This is a genomic window from Pseudomonas sp. BF-R-24, from assembly GCF_019947335.1.
GTDB classification, from domain to species: Bacteria; Pseudomonadota; Gammaproteobacteria; order Pseudomonadales; family Pseudomonadaceae; genus Aquipseudomonas; species Aquipseudomonas jessenii.
In genome coordinates this window covers 91328-109212 of the sequence record NZ_JAGYGG010000021.1, presented here as the reverse complement: position 1 = coordinate 109212, position 17885 = coordinate 91328, and the positions used below count along the sequence as shown (strand labels likewise).

Here is a 17885-nt window from a genome sequence, read left to right as displayed (position 1 = left end):
CCAGCAGCGTAAAGCCAGCCTGCAGCGCAAGACTCACTTCGACAACGTACCGGTCAAGCCGCAACGCGTTTACGAAGAAATGAACCAGGTGTTCGGCAAAGACACCTGCTACGTCAGCACCATCGGTCTGTCGCAGATTGCCGGCGCGCAGTTCCTGCACGTCTACAAGCCGCGTCACTGGATCAACTGCGGTCAGGCAGGCCCTCTGGGCTGGACCATTCCGGCAGCACTGGGCGTGGTCAAGGCTGATCCGAACCGTAAAGTCGTGGCCCTGTCGGGGGACTATGACTTCCAGTTCATGATCGAAGAATTGGCAGTGGGCGCGCAGTTCAAGCTGCCGTACATTCATGTGGTGGTAAACAACTCGTACCTGGGTCTGATCCGTCAGGCGCAGCGCGGTTTCGACATGGATTACTGCGTACAGCTGTCGTTCGACAACCTGAACGCGCCGGAACTCAACGGCTACGGTGTGGACCACGTCGCAGTTGCCGAAGGCTTGGGCTGCAAGGCACTGCGTGTGTTCGAACCGGCTCAGATCCAGCCTGCCCTGCGCAAGGCCCAGGAGCTGATCGAAGAGTTCAAGGTTCCGGTGATCGTCGAGATCATCCTGGAGCGCGTGACCAACATTTCCATGGGTACCGAGATCAACGCCGTCAACGAATTCGAAGACCTGGCGCTGGTCGGCGACGACGCACCGACTGCGATTTCGTTGCTCGATTAACTGTTGATCGCTCCCACAGGGAAGCACACTCATATTTGGGAGACCACCATGCCGCGTTTCGCAGCCAACCTGTCCATGCTGTTCACCGAACAGGACTTTCTTGCCCGTTTCGAAGCGGCCGCCAAAGCCGGCTTCAGTGGTGTCGAATACCTGTTCCCGTACGACTTCAGCTCCGCCGAAATCAAGGCCCAGCTCGATGCCAACGGTCTGACCCAAGTGCTGTTCAACCTGCCGGCCGGCGACTGGGCCAAGGGCGAGCGCGGTATCGCCTGCCTGCCGGACCGGGTCGAAGAGTTCCGTGCCGGTGTCGACCTGGCCATCGCTTACGCGCAAGTGCTGGGCAACACCCAGGTCAACTGCCTGGCCGGTATTCGTCCGCAGGGCTTTGACGATGCCACCGTGGAGAAAACCTTCGTCGCCAACCTCAAGTACGCAGCCGACAAGCTGCAAGCGGCGGGCATCAAACTGGTGATGGAAGCGATCAACACCCGTGACATTCCAGGTTTCTACCTGAACAACACGGCGCAAGCCCTGTCGATTCGCGAGCAGGTCGGCAGCGCCAACCTGTTCCTGCAATACGACATCTATCACATGCAAATCATGGAAGGCGATCTGGCCCGCACCCTGCAATCGCACCTGGGCGAGATCAACCACGTGCAGCTCGCGGACAACCCGGGGCGCAACGAACCAGGCACCGGTGAAATCAACTACCGCTTCCTGTTCGAACACCTGGACCGCATCGGTTACCAGGGCTGGGTCGGTTGCGAATACAAGCCGCTGACCACCACCGAAGCGGGACTGGGCTGGCTCAAGACCCATAACGCAATCTGATGTAGATCCCTGTGGGAGCGAGCTTGCTCGCGATAGCGGTGGGACAGTCGACATCGATGCTGAATGTTATGGCCCCATCGCGAGCAAGCTCGCTCCCACAAAGAGCAGTACTCCCCTATTTGCTTGAAGCAGCAATAAAAACAAGAGGATTTTCTCATGGCTAAAATCGGATTTATCGGCACCGGCATCATGGGCCACCCAATGGCGTTGAACCTGCAGAAAGCCGGTCACAGCCTGTTCCTGTCGGCCCACCACGACCCTGCGCCTGCCGACCTGGTCGCCGCTGGCGCCGTTGCCCTGGCGAACCCGAAGGAAGTCGCCCAGGAAGCCGAATTCATCATCGTCATGGTGCCGGATACCCCACAGGTCGATGATGTACTGTTCCGCGCTGATGGCGTTGCCGCCGGTGTTGGCAAAGGCAAAGTGGTGATCGACATGAGCTCGATCTCGCCGACCGCCACCAAGGCTTTCGCAGCAAAGATCAACGAAAAGGGCGCGCAATACCTCGACGCCCCGGTCTCCGGCGGTGAAGTCGGCGCCAAGGCTGCGACCCTGAGCATCATGGTCGGCGGCGATGCCGACGCCTTCGAGCGCGCCCTGCCACTGTTCCAGGCCATGGGCAAGAACATCACCCTGGTCGGTGGCAACGGCGACGGTCAAACCGCCAAGGTGGCCAACCAGATCATCGTGGCCCTGAACATCCAGGCCGTGGCCGAAGCCCTGCTGTTCGCTTCGAAAAACGGTGCCGATCCGGCCAAGGTGCGTGAAGCACTGATGGGCGGTTTCGCATCCTCCAAGATCCTCGAAGTGCATGGCGAGCGCATGATCAAGGGCACCTTCGATCCAGGCTTCCGCATCAGCCTGCACCAGAAGGACCTGAACCTGGCCCTGCAAGGCGCCAAGGAGCTGAACATCAACCTGCCGAACACCGCCAACACCCAGCAAGTGTTCAGCACCTGCGCGGCCATCGGTGGCAGCAACTGGGACCACTCGGCGCTGATCAAGGGCCTGGAACACATGGCGAACTTCTCGATTCGCGACAAGAAGTAAGCCCTGTCCCACCCTGCATCAAACCTGTGGGAGCGGGCTTGCTCGCGAAGAGGGAGTGTCAGTCGACATGGATACTGACTGAACCACCGCTTTCGCGAGCAAGCCCGCTCCCACAAGGTCCGCGACAACCCCAATAACAAGAATTCCGGGAGCCCGCCATGTCGGTCGATCCGCAACAATTGCTGCGCGAGCTGTTTGCCACAGCCATCGATGCGGCGCATCCGCAACAAGTCCTCGAAGCCCATTTGCCTGCCGACCGCAGCGGCCGCGTGATCGTCATTGGCGCCGGCAAAGCCGCAGCCGCCATGGCCCAGGTGGTCGAGCGCTGCTGGCAGGGTGAAGTGTCCGGCCTGGTGGTGACCCGCTACGGTCACGGCGCACCTTGCGAAAAAATCGAAGTGGTCGAAGCCGCACATCCGGTACCGGACGCTGCTGGTCTGGCGGTGGCCAAGCGTGTGCTGGAACTGGTCAGCGACCTGAACGAATCCGACCGCGTGATCTTCCTGCTCTCCGGCGGTGGCTCTGCCCTGCTGGCACTGCCGGCCGAAGGCATCACCCTGGCCGACAAGCAGTCGATCAACAAAGCCCTGCTCAAGTCCGGCGCCACCATCGGCGAGATGAACTGCGTGCGCAAGCACCTCTCGGCGATCAAGGGTGGGCGTCTGGGCAAAGCCTGCTGGCCTGCCACGGTTTATACCTATGCTATTTCCGATGTGCCGGGCGACCTCGCCACGGTCATCGCCTCCGGCCCTACCGTGGCAGACCCGAGCACGTCGGCCGAAGCGCTGGCGATCCTGAAGCGCTACGCCATCGAGGTTCCGGCTTCGGTGCGCACCTGGCTGCAAAGCCCCGAATCGGAAACCGTCAAACCCGGCGACCCGAGCCTTGCGCGCAGCCATTTCCAGTTGATCGCCCGCCCGCAACAATCCCTTGAAGCGGCGGCGGTGAAATGCCGTCAGGCCGGGTTCAGTCCGCTGATCCTCGGCGACCTTGAAGGCGAATCCCGCGAGGTGGCGAAAGTCCACGCCGGCATCGCACGGCAGATCGTCCTGCACGGTCAGCCGCTGGCGGCGCCCTGCGTGATTCTCTCGGGCGGTGAAACCACCGTCACCGTGCGCGGCAATGGCCGTGGCGGGCGCAATGCCGAGTTCCTGCTCAGCCTGACCGACAGCCTCAAGGGCCTGCCCGGCGTCTACGCACTGGCCGGTGACACCGACGGCATCGACGGTTCCGAAGACAACGCCGGCGCGATCATGACCCCGGACAGCTACGCCCTCGCCGCGGCAAAGGGCCTGAGCGCCAGCGACGAGTTGGATAACAACAACGGTTACGGCTACTTCGAGGCGCTGGACGCCCTGATCGTCACCGAGCCGACCCGAACCAACGTCAACGACTTCCGCGCCATTCTGATCCTTGAGAGCACTAAACATGACGCCTGATAAAAAGGTCAAAATCCTCGCCACGCTCGGCCCGGCCATCGACGGCATCGATGCCATCCGTGAACTGGTGCTGGCCGGGGTCAACATCTTCCGCCTGAACTTCAGCCATGGCGATCATGCTGACCATGCCCAGCGTTTCCAGTGGATTCGTGAAGTCGAGCGTCAGCTCAATTATCCATTGGGCATCCTGATGGACCTGCAAGGGCCGAAACTGCGGGTCGGCAAGTTCGCCGAAGGCAAGGTGCAACTGGTTCGCGGCCAGGCCTTGCGCCTGGATCTCGATGCCACACCGGGCGATGAGCGCCGGGTCAACCTGCCCCACCCGGAAATCATCGCCGCGCTGGAGCCGGGCATGGACCTGCTGCTGGACGATGGCAAGTTGCGTCTGCGGGTGGTGACCAAGTACGCCGACGCCATCGACACCACCGTGCTCAATGGCGGCGAACTGTCGGACCGCAAAGGCGTGAACGTGCCACAAGCGGTGCTCGACCTGAGCCCGCTGACCGCCAAGGATCGCCGCGACTTGGCCTTCGGTCTGGAGTTGGGTGTGGACTGGGTGGCGCTGTCGTTCGTGCAACGTCCCGATGACATCCGCGAAGCCCGCACCCTGATCGGCGACAAGGCGTTCCTGATGGCCAAGATCGAGAAGCCCTCGGCCGTCGAGCAACTGCGCGAGATCGCCGAATTGAGCGACGCGATCATGGTCGCCCGGGGTGACCTGGGTGTGGAAGTGCCGGCCGAAAGCGTGCCGCAGATCCAGAAGAACATCATCAGCACCTGCCGCCAGCTCGGCAAACCGGTGGTGGTCGCCACTCAGATGCTGGAGTCGATGCGCTTCTCACCCGCGCCAACCCGCGCCGAAGTCACCGATGTGGCCAACGCCGTGGCCGAAGGTGCGGACGCGGTGATGCTGTCGGCGGAAACCGCATCCGGCGAATACCCGCTCGAAGCCGTGCAGATGATGAGCAAGATCATCCGCCAGGTGGAAAACGGTCCGGACTATCAGACTCAACTCGACGTCAGCCGGCCGAAAGCCGAGGCGACTGTTTCCGATGCGATCAGCTGCGCCATTCGCCGTATCAGCAACGTGCTGCCGGTGGCGGTGCTGGTCAACTACAGCGAGTCCGGTGCGTCGAGCCTGCGTGCGGCGCGGGAGCGGCCGACGGTGCCAATCCTCAACCTGACACCGAACCTGCAGACCGCCCGTCGCCTGAGCGTGGCGTGGGGTGTGCACTCGGTGGTCAACGACCGCCTGCGTCAGGTCGATGAAGTCTGCTCGACGGCACTGGAAATTGCCCAGGCCCAAGGCATGGCGCAGCGTGGCGACACGTTATTGATCACCGCCGGTGTGCCCTTTGGGCAGCCGGGATCGACTAACTCTTTGCGCATTGAGACGTTGATCTAGCGCCTGAACTGGCCTCTTCGCGAGCAAGCCCGCTCCCACAGTTGATCTATGTGCACCACAGAATCAATGACTGAATAAAGATTCAGTGTGGGAGCGGGCTTGCTCGCGAAGCAGGCGACACGATTCACTGGAAACACCACAGATTTCATCATGCCTGCCAATCACTTCAACACCCACTGCCCCGACTGGGCCGAAGCCTTGCTCAACGGCTTCAGCCAGATCTTTCTCCAGCGCAATCCGCTGTGCGGTCTGCTGTGCGTCCTGGCCATCCTGTTCACTGCGCCCGCCTTGCTCGGCGGCGCCTTGCTCGGTGGTGTTGCCGGGCTGCTCACCGCGCAACGCCGAAACTATGCCAAGGCTGATCGTCAGGCCGGGTTGTTCAGCTACAACGGCGTGCTGCTCGGACTGTTGCTGAGCCTGTATTTCCCCTGGTCGGCGATGATGCCGCCACTGATTCTGGCCGCCGGTGGCCTGAGCGCGATGGTCACCCAACAGTGGCTCAAGCGCGTCCGGTTCAGCCAATACCTGCCGGCCTACACCGCGCCCTTCGTTGGGCTGGGCTGGTTGCTGCTGTGCTTCGCCACGCCCTCGACAGAGCCGCATTTGATCGAAGTCAGCACCCTGAACATGCTCGCCGCGCCACTCAAAGGTCTCGGCCAGGTGATGTTCCTCGGTCATCCGCTGGCCGGTGCGATGATTGCCGCCGGTTTGCTGATCGCTGATCGCCGCGCATTCTGCTGGGCGTTGCTGGCCTCAGTCGCGGGCATGGGCTGGAGCCTGCTGAACCACGATTTCTATACCGCACTGCTCGGCCTCGGTGGCTATAACGCCGTGCTGGCCGCCCTCGCCTTCAGCTCGCAGCGTCGCCAACCGTGGCTGCCGCTGGTTGGCATCGGCCTGGCGCTGCTGCTGACGCCGCTGTTTGCCGCCATCGGTCTGCCCACCCTGACCGCGCCGTTCATTCTTGCCGGCTGGCTGATTCGCAGTGTTATTCAAATGCTCGGCAAAGCCACAGTCGAAAGCGCGCCTTGCGCTCCCGGGGAGAATCAACCTAGGCTGCGCTGATTTGCGGCCAAGGCGATGTGCATGATCAGCAACGACACGTGGCGTAATCGCCTGTACGTGATTATTTTCCAGACCGACACCGTCGCCGGTCGACGCTTTGACTCCACCCTGCTGCTGATCATCTTCGCCAGCCTGGTAGTCGTGATTCTGGACAGCATCGATGACGTTCACCAGCACTACGCCAACCTGCTGGCGTACATCGAGTGGGGCTTCACGGCGATCTTCCTCGGCGAGTACATCCTGCGCCTGTACTGCTCGCCCAAGCCCCTGCGCTACGCCTTCAGTTTCTATGGGCTGGTGGACCTGCTGGCCATCGTGCCCGGCATCCTCGCGCTGTACTACAGCGATGCCCAGTACCTGCTGATCATCCGGGTGATCCGGATGCTGCGGATCTTCCGCGTGCTCAAGCTCGGCCCGTACCTCAAGCAAGCTCATTACCTGCTCGATGCCCTGCGCGGCAGCAAGCAAAAGATCCTTGTTTTCCTGCTCAGCGTCTGCACCCTGGTGACGGTGTTCGGCACCCTGATGTATGTGGTCGAAGGCCCGCAACATGGCTTCACCAGCATTCCCAAGGGCATTTACTGGGCTATCGTGACGTTGACCACCGTCGGTTACGGCGACATCGTGCCCAAGACCGCACTGGGTCAGGTCATCTCGTCGATGGTGATGATCACCGGTTACTCGATCATCGCCGTGCCCACCGGGATCTTCACCGCCGAACTGGCCACGGCCATGCGTGGCGGCCAGTTGCAGCACCACTGCCCGGTGTGCGCCAAGGACAGCCATGAGCCGGAGGCGTCGTTCTGCTCCCGTTGCGGTAATGCGCTGTTCAGGAAACGGGAATAAGCAAAGAGCTTTTTAATCTTTAAAGGACTATACGAGCCCAGTTATAGTCGCTGGCAAATTGCCCCACTTTTAATAGAACAAGGAATGCGCAGTGAAAAAACTCTTTGGCGCCTCACTTATCGCCGCTGGCCTGGTCCTGGGCAACATCGCCCAGGCTGCACCGACCCTGCTCAACGTTTCCTACGACGTGATGCGCGATTTCTACAAGGACTACAACACTGCGTTCCAGAAACACTGGCAAGCCGAGCACAACGAAAACATCACCCTGCAAATGTCCTTCGGCGGCTCCAGCAAACAGGCGCGTTCGGTCATCGACGGCTTGCCGGCCGACGTCATCACCATGAACATGGCCACCGACATCAACGCCCTGGCGGACAATGGCAAACTGGTCCCGGACAACTGGGTCACGCGCCTGCCGAACAACAGCGCGCCGTTCACCTCGGCCACCGTGTTCATCGTGCGCAAGGGCAACCCGAAAGCCCTGAAAGACTGGCCGGACCTGCTCAAGGACGGCGTTCAGGTCATCGTCCCGAACCCGAAAACCTCCGGCAACGGTCGCTACACCTACCTGTCGGCCTGGGGCTACGTGCTGAAAAACGGCGGCGACGAGAACAAGGCCAAAGATTTCGTCGGCAAGCTGTTCAAACAAGCGCCGGTGCTGGATACCGGTGGCCGCGCCGCGACGACTACTTTCATGACCAACCAGATCGGCGACGTATTGGTGACGTTCGAGAATGAAGCGGAAATGATCGCCCGCGAGTTCGGCCGTGATCAGTTCGAAGTCATCTACCCAAGCGTTTCCGCCGAAGCCGAGCCACCGGTGTCGGTGGTCGACAAGACCGTCGACAAAAAAGGCACCCGTGCAGCAGCCGAGGAATACCTGAAGTACTTGTGGTCGCCGGAAGGTCAGGAAATTGCCGCGGCAAACTACCTGCGCCCGCGTGACCCAGCCGTGCTGGCCAAGTACACCGACCGTTTCCCGAAAGTAGACTTCCTGTCGGTCGAGAAGACCTTCGGCGACTGGCGCACCGTGCAGAAGACCCACTTCAATGATGGCGGGGTTTTCGACCAGATCTACAGCGGCAAGTAATCGACTGAAACACTGCAACTTCTATGGGAGCGAGCTTGCTCGCGATGACAATTGAACAGTCAGCATCGTCGTTGACTGCCATTACGCTATCGCGAGCAAGCTCGCTCCCACAGGTTCTGCGACATCCCGCTACATCGGCGGCGTCACGTCATCCTTGCCCGCCGAAATGGATTGGGCGGTGAGCGTGCCGTCAGCGCCCGGCGTCACAAAGGTCACGATCTTCACGAACAAGATGTAAGTGAATGTATCATTCACCCTCGATGTTCTGACGCAAGACACACGCGTTCGTCAGTCATTCCGCAATGGAATGATTGCTATCACTCCAATCCCACTTCCGCCGTTTCAGTCAGCCCATTAGCCTGCGCGCATTCCTTTCCGTACAGCGAGACCCGTTATGAACCCAGCGACCCAGGTGTCCCACGGCACCGCGACAATGACCCGAGGCATGGTGCTGCTGTTCGCCTTCTGCTGCGGCGCCATTGTCGCCAATATCTACTACGCCCAGCCGATCATCGGCCTGATCGCGCCGGACATTGGCCTGACCAACACCATGGCCAGCCTGATCGTTTCCTTGACTCAGATCGGCTATGCGCTGGGACTGTTTTTCCTGGTGCCGCTGGGGGATCTGCTGGAGAACCGCCGGTTGATGATCATCACCACGCTGGTGGCAATTGTCAGCCTGCTAGGTGCGGCGTTTACCGACCAGCCGAACGTGTTTTTGCTGATTTCGCTGTTGGTGGGCTTCAGTTCGGTTTCGGTGCAAATCCTGATTCCGTTGGCCGCGCACCTGGCACCGGAAGAAACCCGTGGCCGTGTGGTGGGCGGGATCATGGGTGGGTTGTTGCTCGGCATTCTGCTGGCCCGACCGGTGTCCAGCGTGGTGGCCGACCACTTCGGCTGGCGGGCGATGTTTGTGATTGCCGCGGTGTTGATGGCGGCCATCAGCATCGTGCTGGCCGTGACCATTCCCAAGCGTGAGCCTGATCACAGCGCCTCCTATGGCCAGTTGCTGGGCTCTCTGTGGACGCTTTTGCGCAAGCAACCGGTCCTGCGCCAGCGTGCGTTTTACCAAGGCTGCATGTTTGCCACCTTCAGCCTGTTCTGGACCGCCGTGCCGCTGGAACTGGCGCGCAATCACGGTTTGTCGCAAAGCGAGATCGCGATCTTCGCCCTGGTCGGGGCCATCGGCGCCATTGCTGCCCCGATCGCCGGTCGCCTGGCCGATGCCGGTCACACTCGTATCGCCTCGTTGCTGGCTCTGTTGTTTGCCAGCTTGAGTTTCATGCCGGCGTTTATCCATCCGGTCTACAGCGTCATCGGCCTGGCGGTGACCGGCGTGGTGCTCGACTTCTGCGTGCAGATGAACATGGTCCTCGGCCAGCGCGCGGTCTACGCCCTCGACGGCAAAAGCCGCAGCCGCCTGAATGCGCTGTACATGACCAGCATCTTCATCGGCGGCGCCTTCGGCTCTTCGGTGGCCAGCGCGGTGTACGAACACGGTGGCTGGTTGTGGATCGTGATCGTCGGCAGCGCGTTTCCGCTGTTGGCGTTGTTGCGGTTCCTGAGTGTTTCGCAGAAGGCTTCGCTGGCGACGGCGTAAATCGCTAGAAGCATGAATGTTATGCCCCGCCGTTCAGTTCGTGCCTGCTCAAGATCGACGATGATCCGTTACGCCGAAGTCAACCCCGATTACACTCAGCGTCCAGAGCCTGAAGCGATGCTGGATGTGATTCGCGGCTGACCCGTTCAAGCGCCGCCCGGCCGGCGGCATGCCCTTACAAGGAGTTGCCATGACCCGACGTACCTTTCTCATCACCGGGCAAACGCTGTTTGTCGATGGTGGTGTTTGCGTGGGCAAGGCCGCTTTCTAACCAAACAACACCCATCCACTGTGGGAGCGAGCTTGCTCGCGATAGCGGCATGACAGTCAGCATCAATGTTGAATGTTAAACCGCCATCGCGAGCAGGCTCGCTCCTACAGGGGCTTGCGATAACTTCCAGGCTTTGCACAAGGACCTTCAATGGATCGCCTCGGCGCAATGGAGACCTTCGTCTTCGTGGTGGAAGCCGGTTCGTTTTCCGCCGCAGCCCGGCGCCTGAACATCGGCCAGCCAGCCGTGTCGAAAACCAAGGGCTGACCATGGCCTCGCAATGGATGTTCGCGCCTGAACTGGCTGACGGTTCGGTTCGGGAAGTGATGAAGGACTGGGCACTGCCGGACCTGGATTTGTGGGCGGTTTTCCCTACGGGGAGAATGGCCAGTGCCAAGGCTCGGGCGTTCGTCGAGTATGTGCAGGGGTTGTTGGCCAGGAAGGCCTGACAGGTAGCCGGGAGTTACTCGTCAATGCAGACCAGCAACCGTTCGACCGTTTGCTCAAGCGGCCCTGAGTTGTCGAGCACGTGCACGGCCGGGTCCTCCACCAGCAATTGCTCGCTGAATCTGGCATTGCGTGCCAACCGCTGGTCGATCTCGATCGGCGATTCCCGCCCGCGTTCCAGCAAGCGCTGGCGCAGTACTGCCTGATCCACAGTCAACAACAGCACCAACGCGTTCGGATAGCGCTGGCGCGTGTTCTGCAAATGCCCGCGAGAGCCATTGATCAGCACGTCCTGCCCGGCGGCCAGCCAATTGTCGATTTCCCGTGGGATGCCATAGGACAATCCGTTGGCGTGCCAGCTCAGGGCAAACGCGCCCTGGGCCTCCATTTCGGCGAACTGCTGTTCACTGACGCCCAGCGCCGCTTCGCCCACGGCTTCCGCCGAGCGCGTGATGACCCGCCGCACGATACGGCAGCCGCTTTCGGCCAACCGTGTTCGCGCGGCATCCAGCAGGCTGTCCTTGCCCGAACCTGAAGGCCCGATGAGATAGATCAACCTGCCCGCCATCAAACCACCCTCTTCATTTGTCGCCCTGTTTGCCGGATCCACGGCAGACCGTCCTGATTGCGCTTGCGCCAGATCAGCCCGCAGGCCCGGCGTATGATCCATCACCGACACCGGTTGCACCAGCGGGTTTTCCAGCGGGTCTCGGTATACGCCAAGGGTGTCCTCGCAGTGCATTGACGCCTCGGCGCGGGCGAGTCCATCCAATTACGGCGGGTTACTTGGCAAATCCCCAAGTAACCAAGGGCTCTTGCCCCTCACGTTCGGCCTCTCGAGGGGGCAAGAAGATCAAAAGCCAAAGCAAAAGCGAGGCAGCCTACTGGCCGGCCTGATCGCAATTGAACGCGCTCCCCCTGTAGGAGCGAGCTTGCTCGCGAAAAACGCCGGGACACCGCGGGGATTCAGACAGCCCGCGTTATCGTTGACGTCCATCGCGAGCAAGCTCGCTCCCACAGAATTCAGCAGTGACCCACCCATCACATTCCAGCAGGCACAAAAAAGGCGACCCGAAGGTCGCCTTTTTGCGTTACTGCCCGAATTTTCGCCCCAAGCCACCCGGTACACCCTGGATGTCAGTATCTTCCCACGGCCCTTGCGGACTAATCGACCGACTCCAACCATTATCCCAGCGGTAATAGGTACGTTGGCGATAAAAGGTATTGGGCTGGTCATCAAGTACATACACCCCAAGCTTCGGATCCCAATGGCTATTGCCCCCCGGTGGTGGCGCGAAGCTGGCAGAAGTGCGTGGCAACGGCTTGGAGGGTTTGGCCGGGATGGTCGGCTTGCTCGGTACAGGCGACGTCGATGGCGTGGGGCTGGGCTGCGACGGCGGGAACGGTGATGGTGCCTGATGTTCCGTTGGTTGCTGGACCGCACAAGCGCTTAACCCCAAAACAGCGCTGAGCAGGGCAATACGAGCAATGGCGGTCATGGTGGCGTTTCCTGTTATTTATCCGGGCTGTCGATGGTCAGTGTCTGCGGCGCGGTGGTGCTGCTGGCCAGGGGCTGGCTGCGACCAATCCATTCGCCGGCGGTCGGTTTGCCGGCACGGGAAATGCGCGCAACCAGTTGGACTTCAGGGAAGTTCGACAGTTTCAATTGCGGCATCATTGCGTCGGCATCGCCCAGTTCGACGGTTACCGGCAGGTCGGCCACGGTCATGCGCTTGACCGCCAGCGGGGCTGGAGGACCGGAGATCGCACGGGCGAAGATGAACACGCTGTCGCCAGGCTGGACCTTGGATTTGAGGTCCGCGGCCAGATCGACACTGACCTTTAGCAACGCCGAGGCCTTGGCCGCCGGTGCTTGTGCAACCTTGCCGCCACTGGCCACCAGCTTCTCCGTGGCCCGGGTAATTCCGCCTTCCAGCGCCTCGCGGGACTTGTCCTCCGGCGGCAGCTGCGCCAACAGGCGATTCCAGTAATCAATGGCGTCCTGATAACGCTCGCTTTCAAATGCGGCAATGCCAAGCAGGCCAAGGCTGGTGACTTCTTTCGGATCGGTCTTGAGCGCTTCGTCGGTCAGGGCCTGGACCTTGTCCGACCACTTCTTGCCATCGGCGAAGTACTGGGCCTGGGCCCATTGACCGAGCAACTCGGGCTGGCGACCGGCCAGACTCACGGTACGTTCGAACATTTTCGCCGCGTCCGCCGGGCGATCCTGAGCCATGTAGGTGCGACCGAGGAAATACATGCCTTCAGCGGAATCCGGTTGAGCGGCGACCGCACGTTCCAGGCGCCGCGTCATCTCTTCCATCGACTGGGGTGCCTGGGAGAATTCGCGGGTCAGTTCGACCTTGTCGCTGGCACCGAAATGCAAATACAGGCCCAAGCCCAGCACCGGCACCAGAATGGCCGCCAGCAACGGCAAGGGTTTGCCCAGACGCGACACCCGCGGCGCTTCAGCGCCTTCGGTGTCCGCCAGCAATTCACGGACAGCTTCGGCGCGACCGGCGTCCATTTGCGCGGCATCGAGCACGCCCTCTTCCTGCTGAGCCTGCAACTCAGTCACGCGCTCCTGATACAGCGCGACGTTCAGGGCGGTACGATCCTCTTCGAGCTGGGCGCGACGACTGCGCAGCACCGGGATCAACAGAAAACTCAGGGCAACCAGAAGCAGCAGACCTGCAGCGAGCCAGAAATCAATCATTCTTGGTTTTATCCAACAGGTGGTCGAGGCGCGAGCGCTCCTCGGCAGAAAGCGAGTCCGGGGTGCCGGCGCGTTGCACGCGACGACGGCGGACGATCACCGCGATGATCACGACACCGCCCAGCAGCAGGCCGGCGGGGCCGAACCAGAGCAAGGCGGTCTTGGCGTTCAGCGCAGGCTTGTAGCGGACGAAATCACCGTAGCGATCGACCATGAAGTCGATGATCTGCTGGTTGTCCTTGCCCTCGCCGAGCATGCGGAAAATCTCTTTGCGCAGGTCGGCGGCAATCGGTGCGTTGGAATCGGCGATGTCCTGATTCTGGCACTTGGGGCAACGCAGCTCCTTGGTCAACTCGCGGAAACGCTCGCGATCTTCTTCCTTGGCGAACTCGTAGGTGTCGATGGCCGCGTGGGCCACGCCCGCCAGGCTCAAGCCCAGGACAACGGCAGCGATCCAGCGCTTCATGGCTTGGCCTCGTCGACCAGCGCCTGGTACTTGCGCGCCAGTTTTTCACGCCAGACCTGCTCGTCGATCACGCCGACGAACTTGTCACGGATGATGCCCTTGGCGTCGATGAAGAAGGTTTCCGGTGCGCCGTACACGCCGAGGTTCAGGCCCAGCGAGCCTTCGTCGTCACGAATGTCCAGCGCATACGGGTTGTGGAAGTCCTTCAGCCACTTCAAGGCATCGGCGTTGACGTCCTTGTAGTTGATGCCGTAGATCACCACGCCCTGCTGGGCCAGTTTGTTCAACACCGGGTGCTCGACCCGGCAGGAAATGCACCAGGTGCCCCAGACGTTGACCAGCGCCGGTTTGCCCAGAATGTCAGCGCGGGTCAGGGTCTTGTCGCCCTGCACCGACGGCAGGGAAAACTCCGGGAACGGCTTGTTGATCATGGCCGAAGGCAGCTCGGCCGGATCCAGGTACAACCCACGGTAAAGGAATACCGCGACCACCAGAAAAATCGCCAGTGGCAACAACATCAACCAACGCTTCATGCAGTGGCTCCCGACATGCCCAGTGCTTCGCGCACGCGGCTTTTGACCTTGACCCGATAACGCCGATCCAGCGCCGCCAGCAACCCGCCTGCGCCTGTCAGCAAGCCGCCGAACCAGATCCAGCGCACGAACGGCTTGACGTGCACGCGCACGGCCCAGGCGCCGTTACCCAGTGGTTCACCGAGGGCGACATAGAGGTCGCGGGTGAAACCGGCGTCGATGCCCGCTTCGGTCATCACCGAGTTCTGCACGGTATAGAGGCGTTTTTCCGGGTGCAGCACGCTGATTTCCTTGCCGTTGCGGATCACCCGCACGGTGCCCTTGTCGGAGGTGAAGTTCGGGCCTTCGAAGTGTTTGGCGCCTTCGAAGACGAACTGATAGCCACCCAGGTAAATGGATTCGCCGGGCGCCAGGCGCAGATCGCGCTCGGCACTGTTCTGGCTCGACAGCACGACACCCAGCGCACACACGGCGATGCCCAGGTGCGCGATCTGCATGCCCCAGTAGCTGCGGGTCAGGGTTGGCAGTCCTTTGATCAGGCCCTTGTGGCGAGTCTTGTCGAAGATGTCACGCACGCCGGCCAGCAACACCCAGGCAGCAAGCATGAAGGTCGCGAGCACGGCCCAGTTGAAATCGCCGTAAGCGACGCCGGCCACTACGGCCAGCGCGGCACTGCCGAGCAGGACCGGGGTGAGCATGCTTACCAGCCATTTCACCGGAGTGTCTTTCCAGCGCACGATCACGCCGACCGCCATCACCACCATCAGCAATGCCATCAACGGAATAAACAGCGCGTTGAAGTATGGCGGGCCGACGGACAGCTTGGCGCCGGTCATGGCGTCCAGAATCAGCGGATACAAGGTGCCGAGCAGGATCATCGACGCGGCCACCACCAGCACCAGGTTGTTACCCAACAGCAGGGTTTCCCGGGACCAGAGGTTGAAGCCCACCTGGCTCTTGACCACCGGCGCGCGCAGGGCGAACAGCGTCAGCGAACCACCGACCACGAACAGCAGGAAAATCAGGATGAACACCCCGCGCTCCGGGTCGGACGCAAAGGCGTGCACCGAGGTCAGCACGCCGGAACGCACGAGGAAGGTGCCCAGCAGACTCAAGGAGAATGCGGCGATGGCCAGCAACACGGTCCAGCTTTTGAACACGCCACGTTTTTCCGTGACCGCCAACGAGTGAATCAGTGCGGTGCCCACCAGCCATGGCATGAACGAGGCGTTTTCCACCGGGTCCCAGAACCACCAGCCGCCCCAGCCGAGTTCGTAGTACGCCCACCACGAACCGAGGGTGATGCCGATGCCGAGGAACGCCCAGGCCACGATGGTCCACGGACGCGACCAGCGCGCCCAGGCGGCGTCCAGGCGACCGCCCATCAACGCGGCGATGGCGAAGGCGAAGGCCACCGAGAAGCCGACGTAGCCCATGTACAGCATTGGCGGGTGAACGATCAGGCCGATGTCTTGCAGCAGCGGGTTGAGGTCGGCACCGTCGGTGGGCATTTGCGGCAGGATGCGCTTGAACGGGTTGGAGGTCATGATCAGGAACAGCAGGAAACCGGTGCTGATCATGCCCATCACCGCCAGCACGCGGGCCAGCATGACCTGCGGCAACTGCCGGGAAAACACCGACACCGCAAAGGTCCAGCCACCGAGAATCAAGGCCCACAACAGCAGGGAACCTTCGTGGGCACCCCACACGGCGCTGAACTTGTAGTACCACGGCAAGGCACTGTTGGAGTTGTTGGCCACGTAGGCCACGGAGAAGTCGTCGACCATGAAAGCGTAGGTCAGGCAACCGAAGGCGAACAGCAAGAACGCGAACTGCCCCCACGCGGCCGGCTGGGCCAGGCTCATCCAGAAACGGTCACCGCGCCAGGCACCGACCAATGGCACCACGGCCTGAACCAGCGCGAAACACAGCGCCAGGATCATGGCCAGGTGGCCCAATTCGGGAATGAAGATTCCAGCTGTCATCAGTTAGCCCTCTTTCGCGGGAGTGGGTGCCGACTGGCCGCTGTCTTTCAACGCCTTGGTCACTTCCGGCGGCATGTACTTTTCATCGTGCTTGGCCAGCACTTCATCGGCCACCACGACGCCGTCAGCGTTGAGTTTGCCCAGGGCAACAATGCCCTGCCCTTCGCGGAACAGGTCCGGCAGGATGCCGCGATAAGTGATGGTCACGGATTTGTTGAAGTCGGTGACGACAAACTTCACGTCCAGCGAGTCGCCGGAGCGCTGCAAGGAACCGGCTTCGACCATGCCGCCGGCACGGATACGCGTGTCCTGCGGGGCTTCGCCGTTGGCGATCTGGGTCGGTGTGTAAAACAGGTTGATGTTCTGCTGCAGGGCACTCAGGGCCAGGCCAACGGCAGCGCCGACCCCGACCAGGATCGCGAGAATGATGATAAGACGCTTTTTACGCAGCGGATTCACTTGCCGTTCTCCCGGCGCAGACGGCGCGCCTCTTGTTGCAGATACCGCTTGCGGGCCAGGATCGGCGCCGCCACGTTGAGGGCCAATACCGCCAGGCAGATGCCATAGGCTGACCAGACATACAGGCCATGATGACCCATGGCGACGAAGTCGCCGAATGAAGCAAAACTCATCGAGCGACCTCCAGGCTGTTTTCGACTTCGGTTTTGACCCAACTGGCCCGGGCTTCGCGCTTGAGCACTTCAAGACGCATGCGCAGCAGCAGGACCGCGCCGAAGAAACAGTAGAAACCCAGCGCCGTCAGCAGCAGTGGCAGCCACATCTCGGCTGGCATCGCCGGTTTTTCGGTGAGGGTGAAGGTCGCGCCCTGGTGCAGGGTGTTCCACCACTCCACCGAGTACTTGATGATCGGGATGTTGATCACACCAACGATCGCCAGCACCGCACAGGCCTTGGCCGCGCTGTCACGATTGCTGATGGCGTTGCCCAATGCAATGAGACCGAAGTACAGGAACAGCAGGATAAGCATGGACGTAAGGCGTGCATCCCAGACCCACCACGAGCCCCAGGTCGGCTTGCCCCAGATCGCCCCGGTGACCAGCGCCACGGCGGTCATCCAGGCGCCGATGGGCGCCGCGCATTGCAGGGCGACGTCGGCCAGTTTCATCTTCCACACAAGGCCGACGATGCCGCACACGGCCAGCATCACGTAGATGGACTGCGCCAGCATGGCGGCCGGAACGTGGATATAGATGATGCGAAAGCTATTGCCCTGCTGGTAGTCCGGCGGCGCGAAGGCCAGGCCCCAGACCACGCCAACGCCGATCAGCAGCAACGCCGCAACGCTCAGCCAGGGCAGCATTTTGCCGCTGATGCCGTAAAACCATTTGGGCGAGCCAAGCTTGTGAAACCACGTCCAGTTCATACTGTTTCCATCACGGTTGCTCTTTACTGTGAAGAG

At 61.4% G+C, this 17885-nt stretch carries 20 protein-coding genes and 1 pseudogene; 11 read left to right on the top strand and 10 right to left on the bottom strand.

What is annotated here, in order from left to right; all coding sequences use genetic code 11:
* The 8 genes from KGA98_RS17880 to KGA98_RS17845 all read left to right on the top strand — a co-directional run.
* The coding region (locus tag KGA98_RS17880) for a thiamine pyrophosphate-dependent enzyme (protein ID WP_263287886.1) at window positions 1–721 on the top strand (721 nt) is incomplete at its 5' end.
* Window positions 722–769: 48 nt separating this feature from the next.
* A complete protein-coding gene (gene hyi / locus KGA98_RS17875) occupies window positions 770–1552 on the top strand; it encodes a hydroxypyruvate isomerase (RefSeq protein ID WP_090453874.1) in 783 nt (260 codons plus the stop codon).
* A 156-nt stretch (window positions 1553–1708) separates the two neighbouring features.
* A complete protein-coding gene (locus KGA98_RS17870; RefSeq protein WP_057715850.1) occupies window positions 1709–2602 on the top strand; it encodes a 2-hydroxy-3-oxopropionate reductase in 894 nt (297 codons plus the stop codon).
* Between the two features lie 158 nt (window positions 2603–2760).
* Window positions 2761–4041 (top strand): glycerate kinase, encoded by a 1281-nt coding sequence (locus KGA98_RS17865; protein ID WP_223502932.1) that lies wholly within the window; start codon window positions 2761–2763, stop codon window positions 4039–4041.
* Window positions 4031–5446, top strand: a complete 1416-nt coding sequence (gene pyk / locus KGA98_RS17860; protein ID WP_090453871.1) for a pyruvate kinase — start codon at window positions 4031–4033, stop codon at window positions 5444–5446. The genes KGA98_RS17865 and pyk overlap by 11 nt, the downstream gene beginning before the upstream one ends.
* A 150-nt stretch (window positions 5447–5596) precedes the next feature.
* Window positions 5597–6511: an urea transporter gene (locus KGA98_RS17855; RefSeq protein WP_090457776.1), complete on the top strand. Its 915-nt coding sequence runs from the start codon at window positions 5597–5599 to the stop codon at window positions 6509–6511.
* 21 nt (window positions 6512–6532) lie between these two features.
* Window positions 6533–7357: an ion transporter gene (locus KGA98_RS17850; RefSeq protein WP_150813446.1), complete on the top strand. Its 825-nt coding sequence runs from the start codon at window positions 6533–6535 to the stop codon at window positions 7355–7357.
* Window positions 7358–7448: 91 nt separating this feature from the next.
* Window positions 7449–8447 carry a sulfate ABC transporter substrate-binding protein gene (locus KGA98_RS17845; RefSeq protein ID WP_150813445.1) on the top strand — a complete coding sequence of 333 codons (999 nt, stop codon included), beginning with the start codon at window positions 7449–7451 and terminating at the stop codon, window positions 8445–8447.
* 129 nt (window positions 8448–8576) lie between these two features.
* Here the strand turns inward: KGA98_RS17845 and KGA98_RS28450 are convergent, their stop codons facing one another.
* On the bottom strand, window positions 8577–8702 hold the full coding sequence (locus KGA98_RS28450; RefSeq protein ID WP_256355609.1) for a hypothetical protein: 126 nt from the start codon (window positions 8700–8702) through the stop codon (window positions 8577–8579).
* A 139-nt stretch (window positions 8703–8841) separates the two neighbouring features.
* On the opposite strand from KGA98_RS28450, the gene KGA98_RS17840 reads away from it, so the two are divergent.
* The 3 genes and pseudogenes from KGA98_RS17840 to KGA98_RS17830 form a co-directional block, all read left to right on the top strand.
* A complete protein-coding gene (locus tag KGA98_RS17840) occupies window positions 8842–10047 on the top strand; it encodes an MFS transporter (protein WP_150813444.1) in 1206 nt (401 codons plus the stop codon).
* Window positions 10048–10468: 421 nt separating this feature from the next.
* Complete coding sequence (locus KGA98_RS17835) at window positions 10469–10585, top strand: LysR family transcriptional regulator (protein WP_218542783.1); 117 nt, start codon at window positions 10469–10471, stop codon at window positions 10583–10585.
* Window positions 10573–10767: pseudogene (locus tag KGA98_RS17830) on the top strand (LysR substrate-binding domain-containing protein); the annotation flags it as partial. The gene KGA98_RS17835 and the pseudogene KGA98_RS17830, both read left to right, overlap by 13 nt.
* 14 nt (window positions 10768–10781) lie before the next feature.
* Here KGA98_RS17830 and phnN read toward each other — a convergent pair.
* The 9 genes from phnN to KGA98_RS17785 all read right to left on the bottom strand — a co-directional run bounded on the left by phnN (window position 10782) and on the right by KGA98_RS17785 (window position 17849).
* On the bottom strand, window positions 10782–11333 hold the full coding sequence (phnN, locus tag KGA98_RS17825; protein WP_154910955.1) for a phosphonate metabolism protein/1,5-bisphosphokinase (PRPP-forming) PhnN: 552 nt from the start codon (window positions 11331–11333) through the stop codon (window positions 10782–10784).
* A 523-nt stretch (window positions 11334–11856) separates the two neighbouring features.
* Window positions 11857–12264, bottom strand: a complete 408-nt coding sequence (locus tag KGA98_RS17820; RefSeq protein ID WP_218542780.1) for a hypothetical protein — start codon at window positions 12262–12264, stop codon at window positions 11857–11859.
* Between the two features lie 14 nt (window positions 12265–12278).
* Window positions 12279–13481 carry a c-type cytochrome biogenesis protein CcmI gene (gene ccmI / locus KGA98_RS17815; RefSeq protein WP_218542778.1) on the bottom strand — a complete coding sequence of 401 codons (1203 nt, stop codon included), beginning with the start codon at window positions 13479–13481 and terminating at the stop codon, window positions 12279–12281.
* Window positions 13474–13947, bottom strand: a complete 474-nt coding sequence (locus KGA98_RS17810; RefSeq protein ID WP_102669711.1) for a cytochrome c-type biogenesis protein — start codon at window positions 13945–13947, stop codon at window positions 13474–13476. The genes ccmI and KGA98_RS17810 overlap by 8 nt, the downstream gene beginning before the upstream one ends.
* Window positions 13944–14480 carry a DsbE family thiol:disulfide interchange protein gene (locus tag KGA98_RS17805; protein WP_218542777.1) on the bottom strand — a complete coding sequence of 179 codons (537 nt, stop codon included), beginning with the start codon at window positions 14478–14480 and terminating at the stop codon, window positions 13944–13946. The genes KGA98_RS17810 and KGA98_RS17805 overlap by 4 nt, the downstream gene beginning before the upstream one ends.
* Window positions 14477–16465 carry a heme lyase CcmF/NrfE family subunit gene (locus KGA98_RS17800; RefSeq protein ID WP_218542776.1) on the bottom strand — a complete coding sequence of 663 codons (1989 nt, stop codon included), beginning with the start codon at window positions 16463–16465 and terminating at the stop codon, window positions 14477–14479. Before KGA98_RS17800 ends, KGA98_RS17805 begins: the two co-directional genes overlap by 4 nt.
* Before the next feature lie 3 nt (window positions 16466–16468).
* Window positions 16469–16924, bottom strand: a complete 456-nt coding sequence (ccmE, locus tag KGA98_RS17795) for a cytochrome c maturation protein CcmE (RefSeq protein WP_008052305.1) — start codon at window positions 16922–16924, stop codon at window positions 16469–16471.
* A complete protein-coding gene (ccmD, locus tag KGA98_RS17790) occupies window positions 16921–17097 on the bottom strand; it encodes a heme exporter protein CcmD (protein WP_057715863.1) in 177 nt (58 codons plus the stop codon). The genes ccmE and ccmD overlap by 4 nt, the downstream gene beginning before the upstream one ends.
* Window positions 17094–17849, bottom strand: a complete 756-nt coding sequence (locus KGA98_RS17785; protein ID WP_102669713.1) for a heme ABC transporter permease — start codon at window positions 17847–17849, stop codon at window positions 17094–17096. Before KGA98_RS17785 ends, ccmD begins: the two co-directional genes overlap by 4 nt.
* Window positions 17850–17885: the final 36 nt, after the last annotated feature.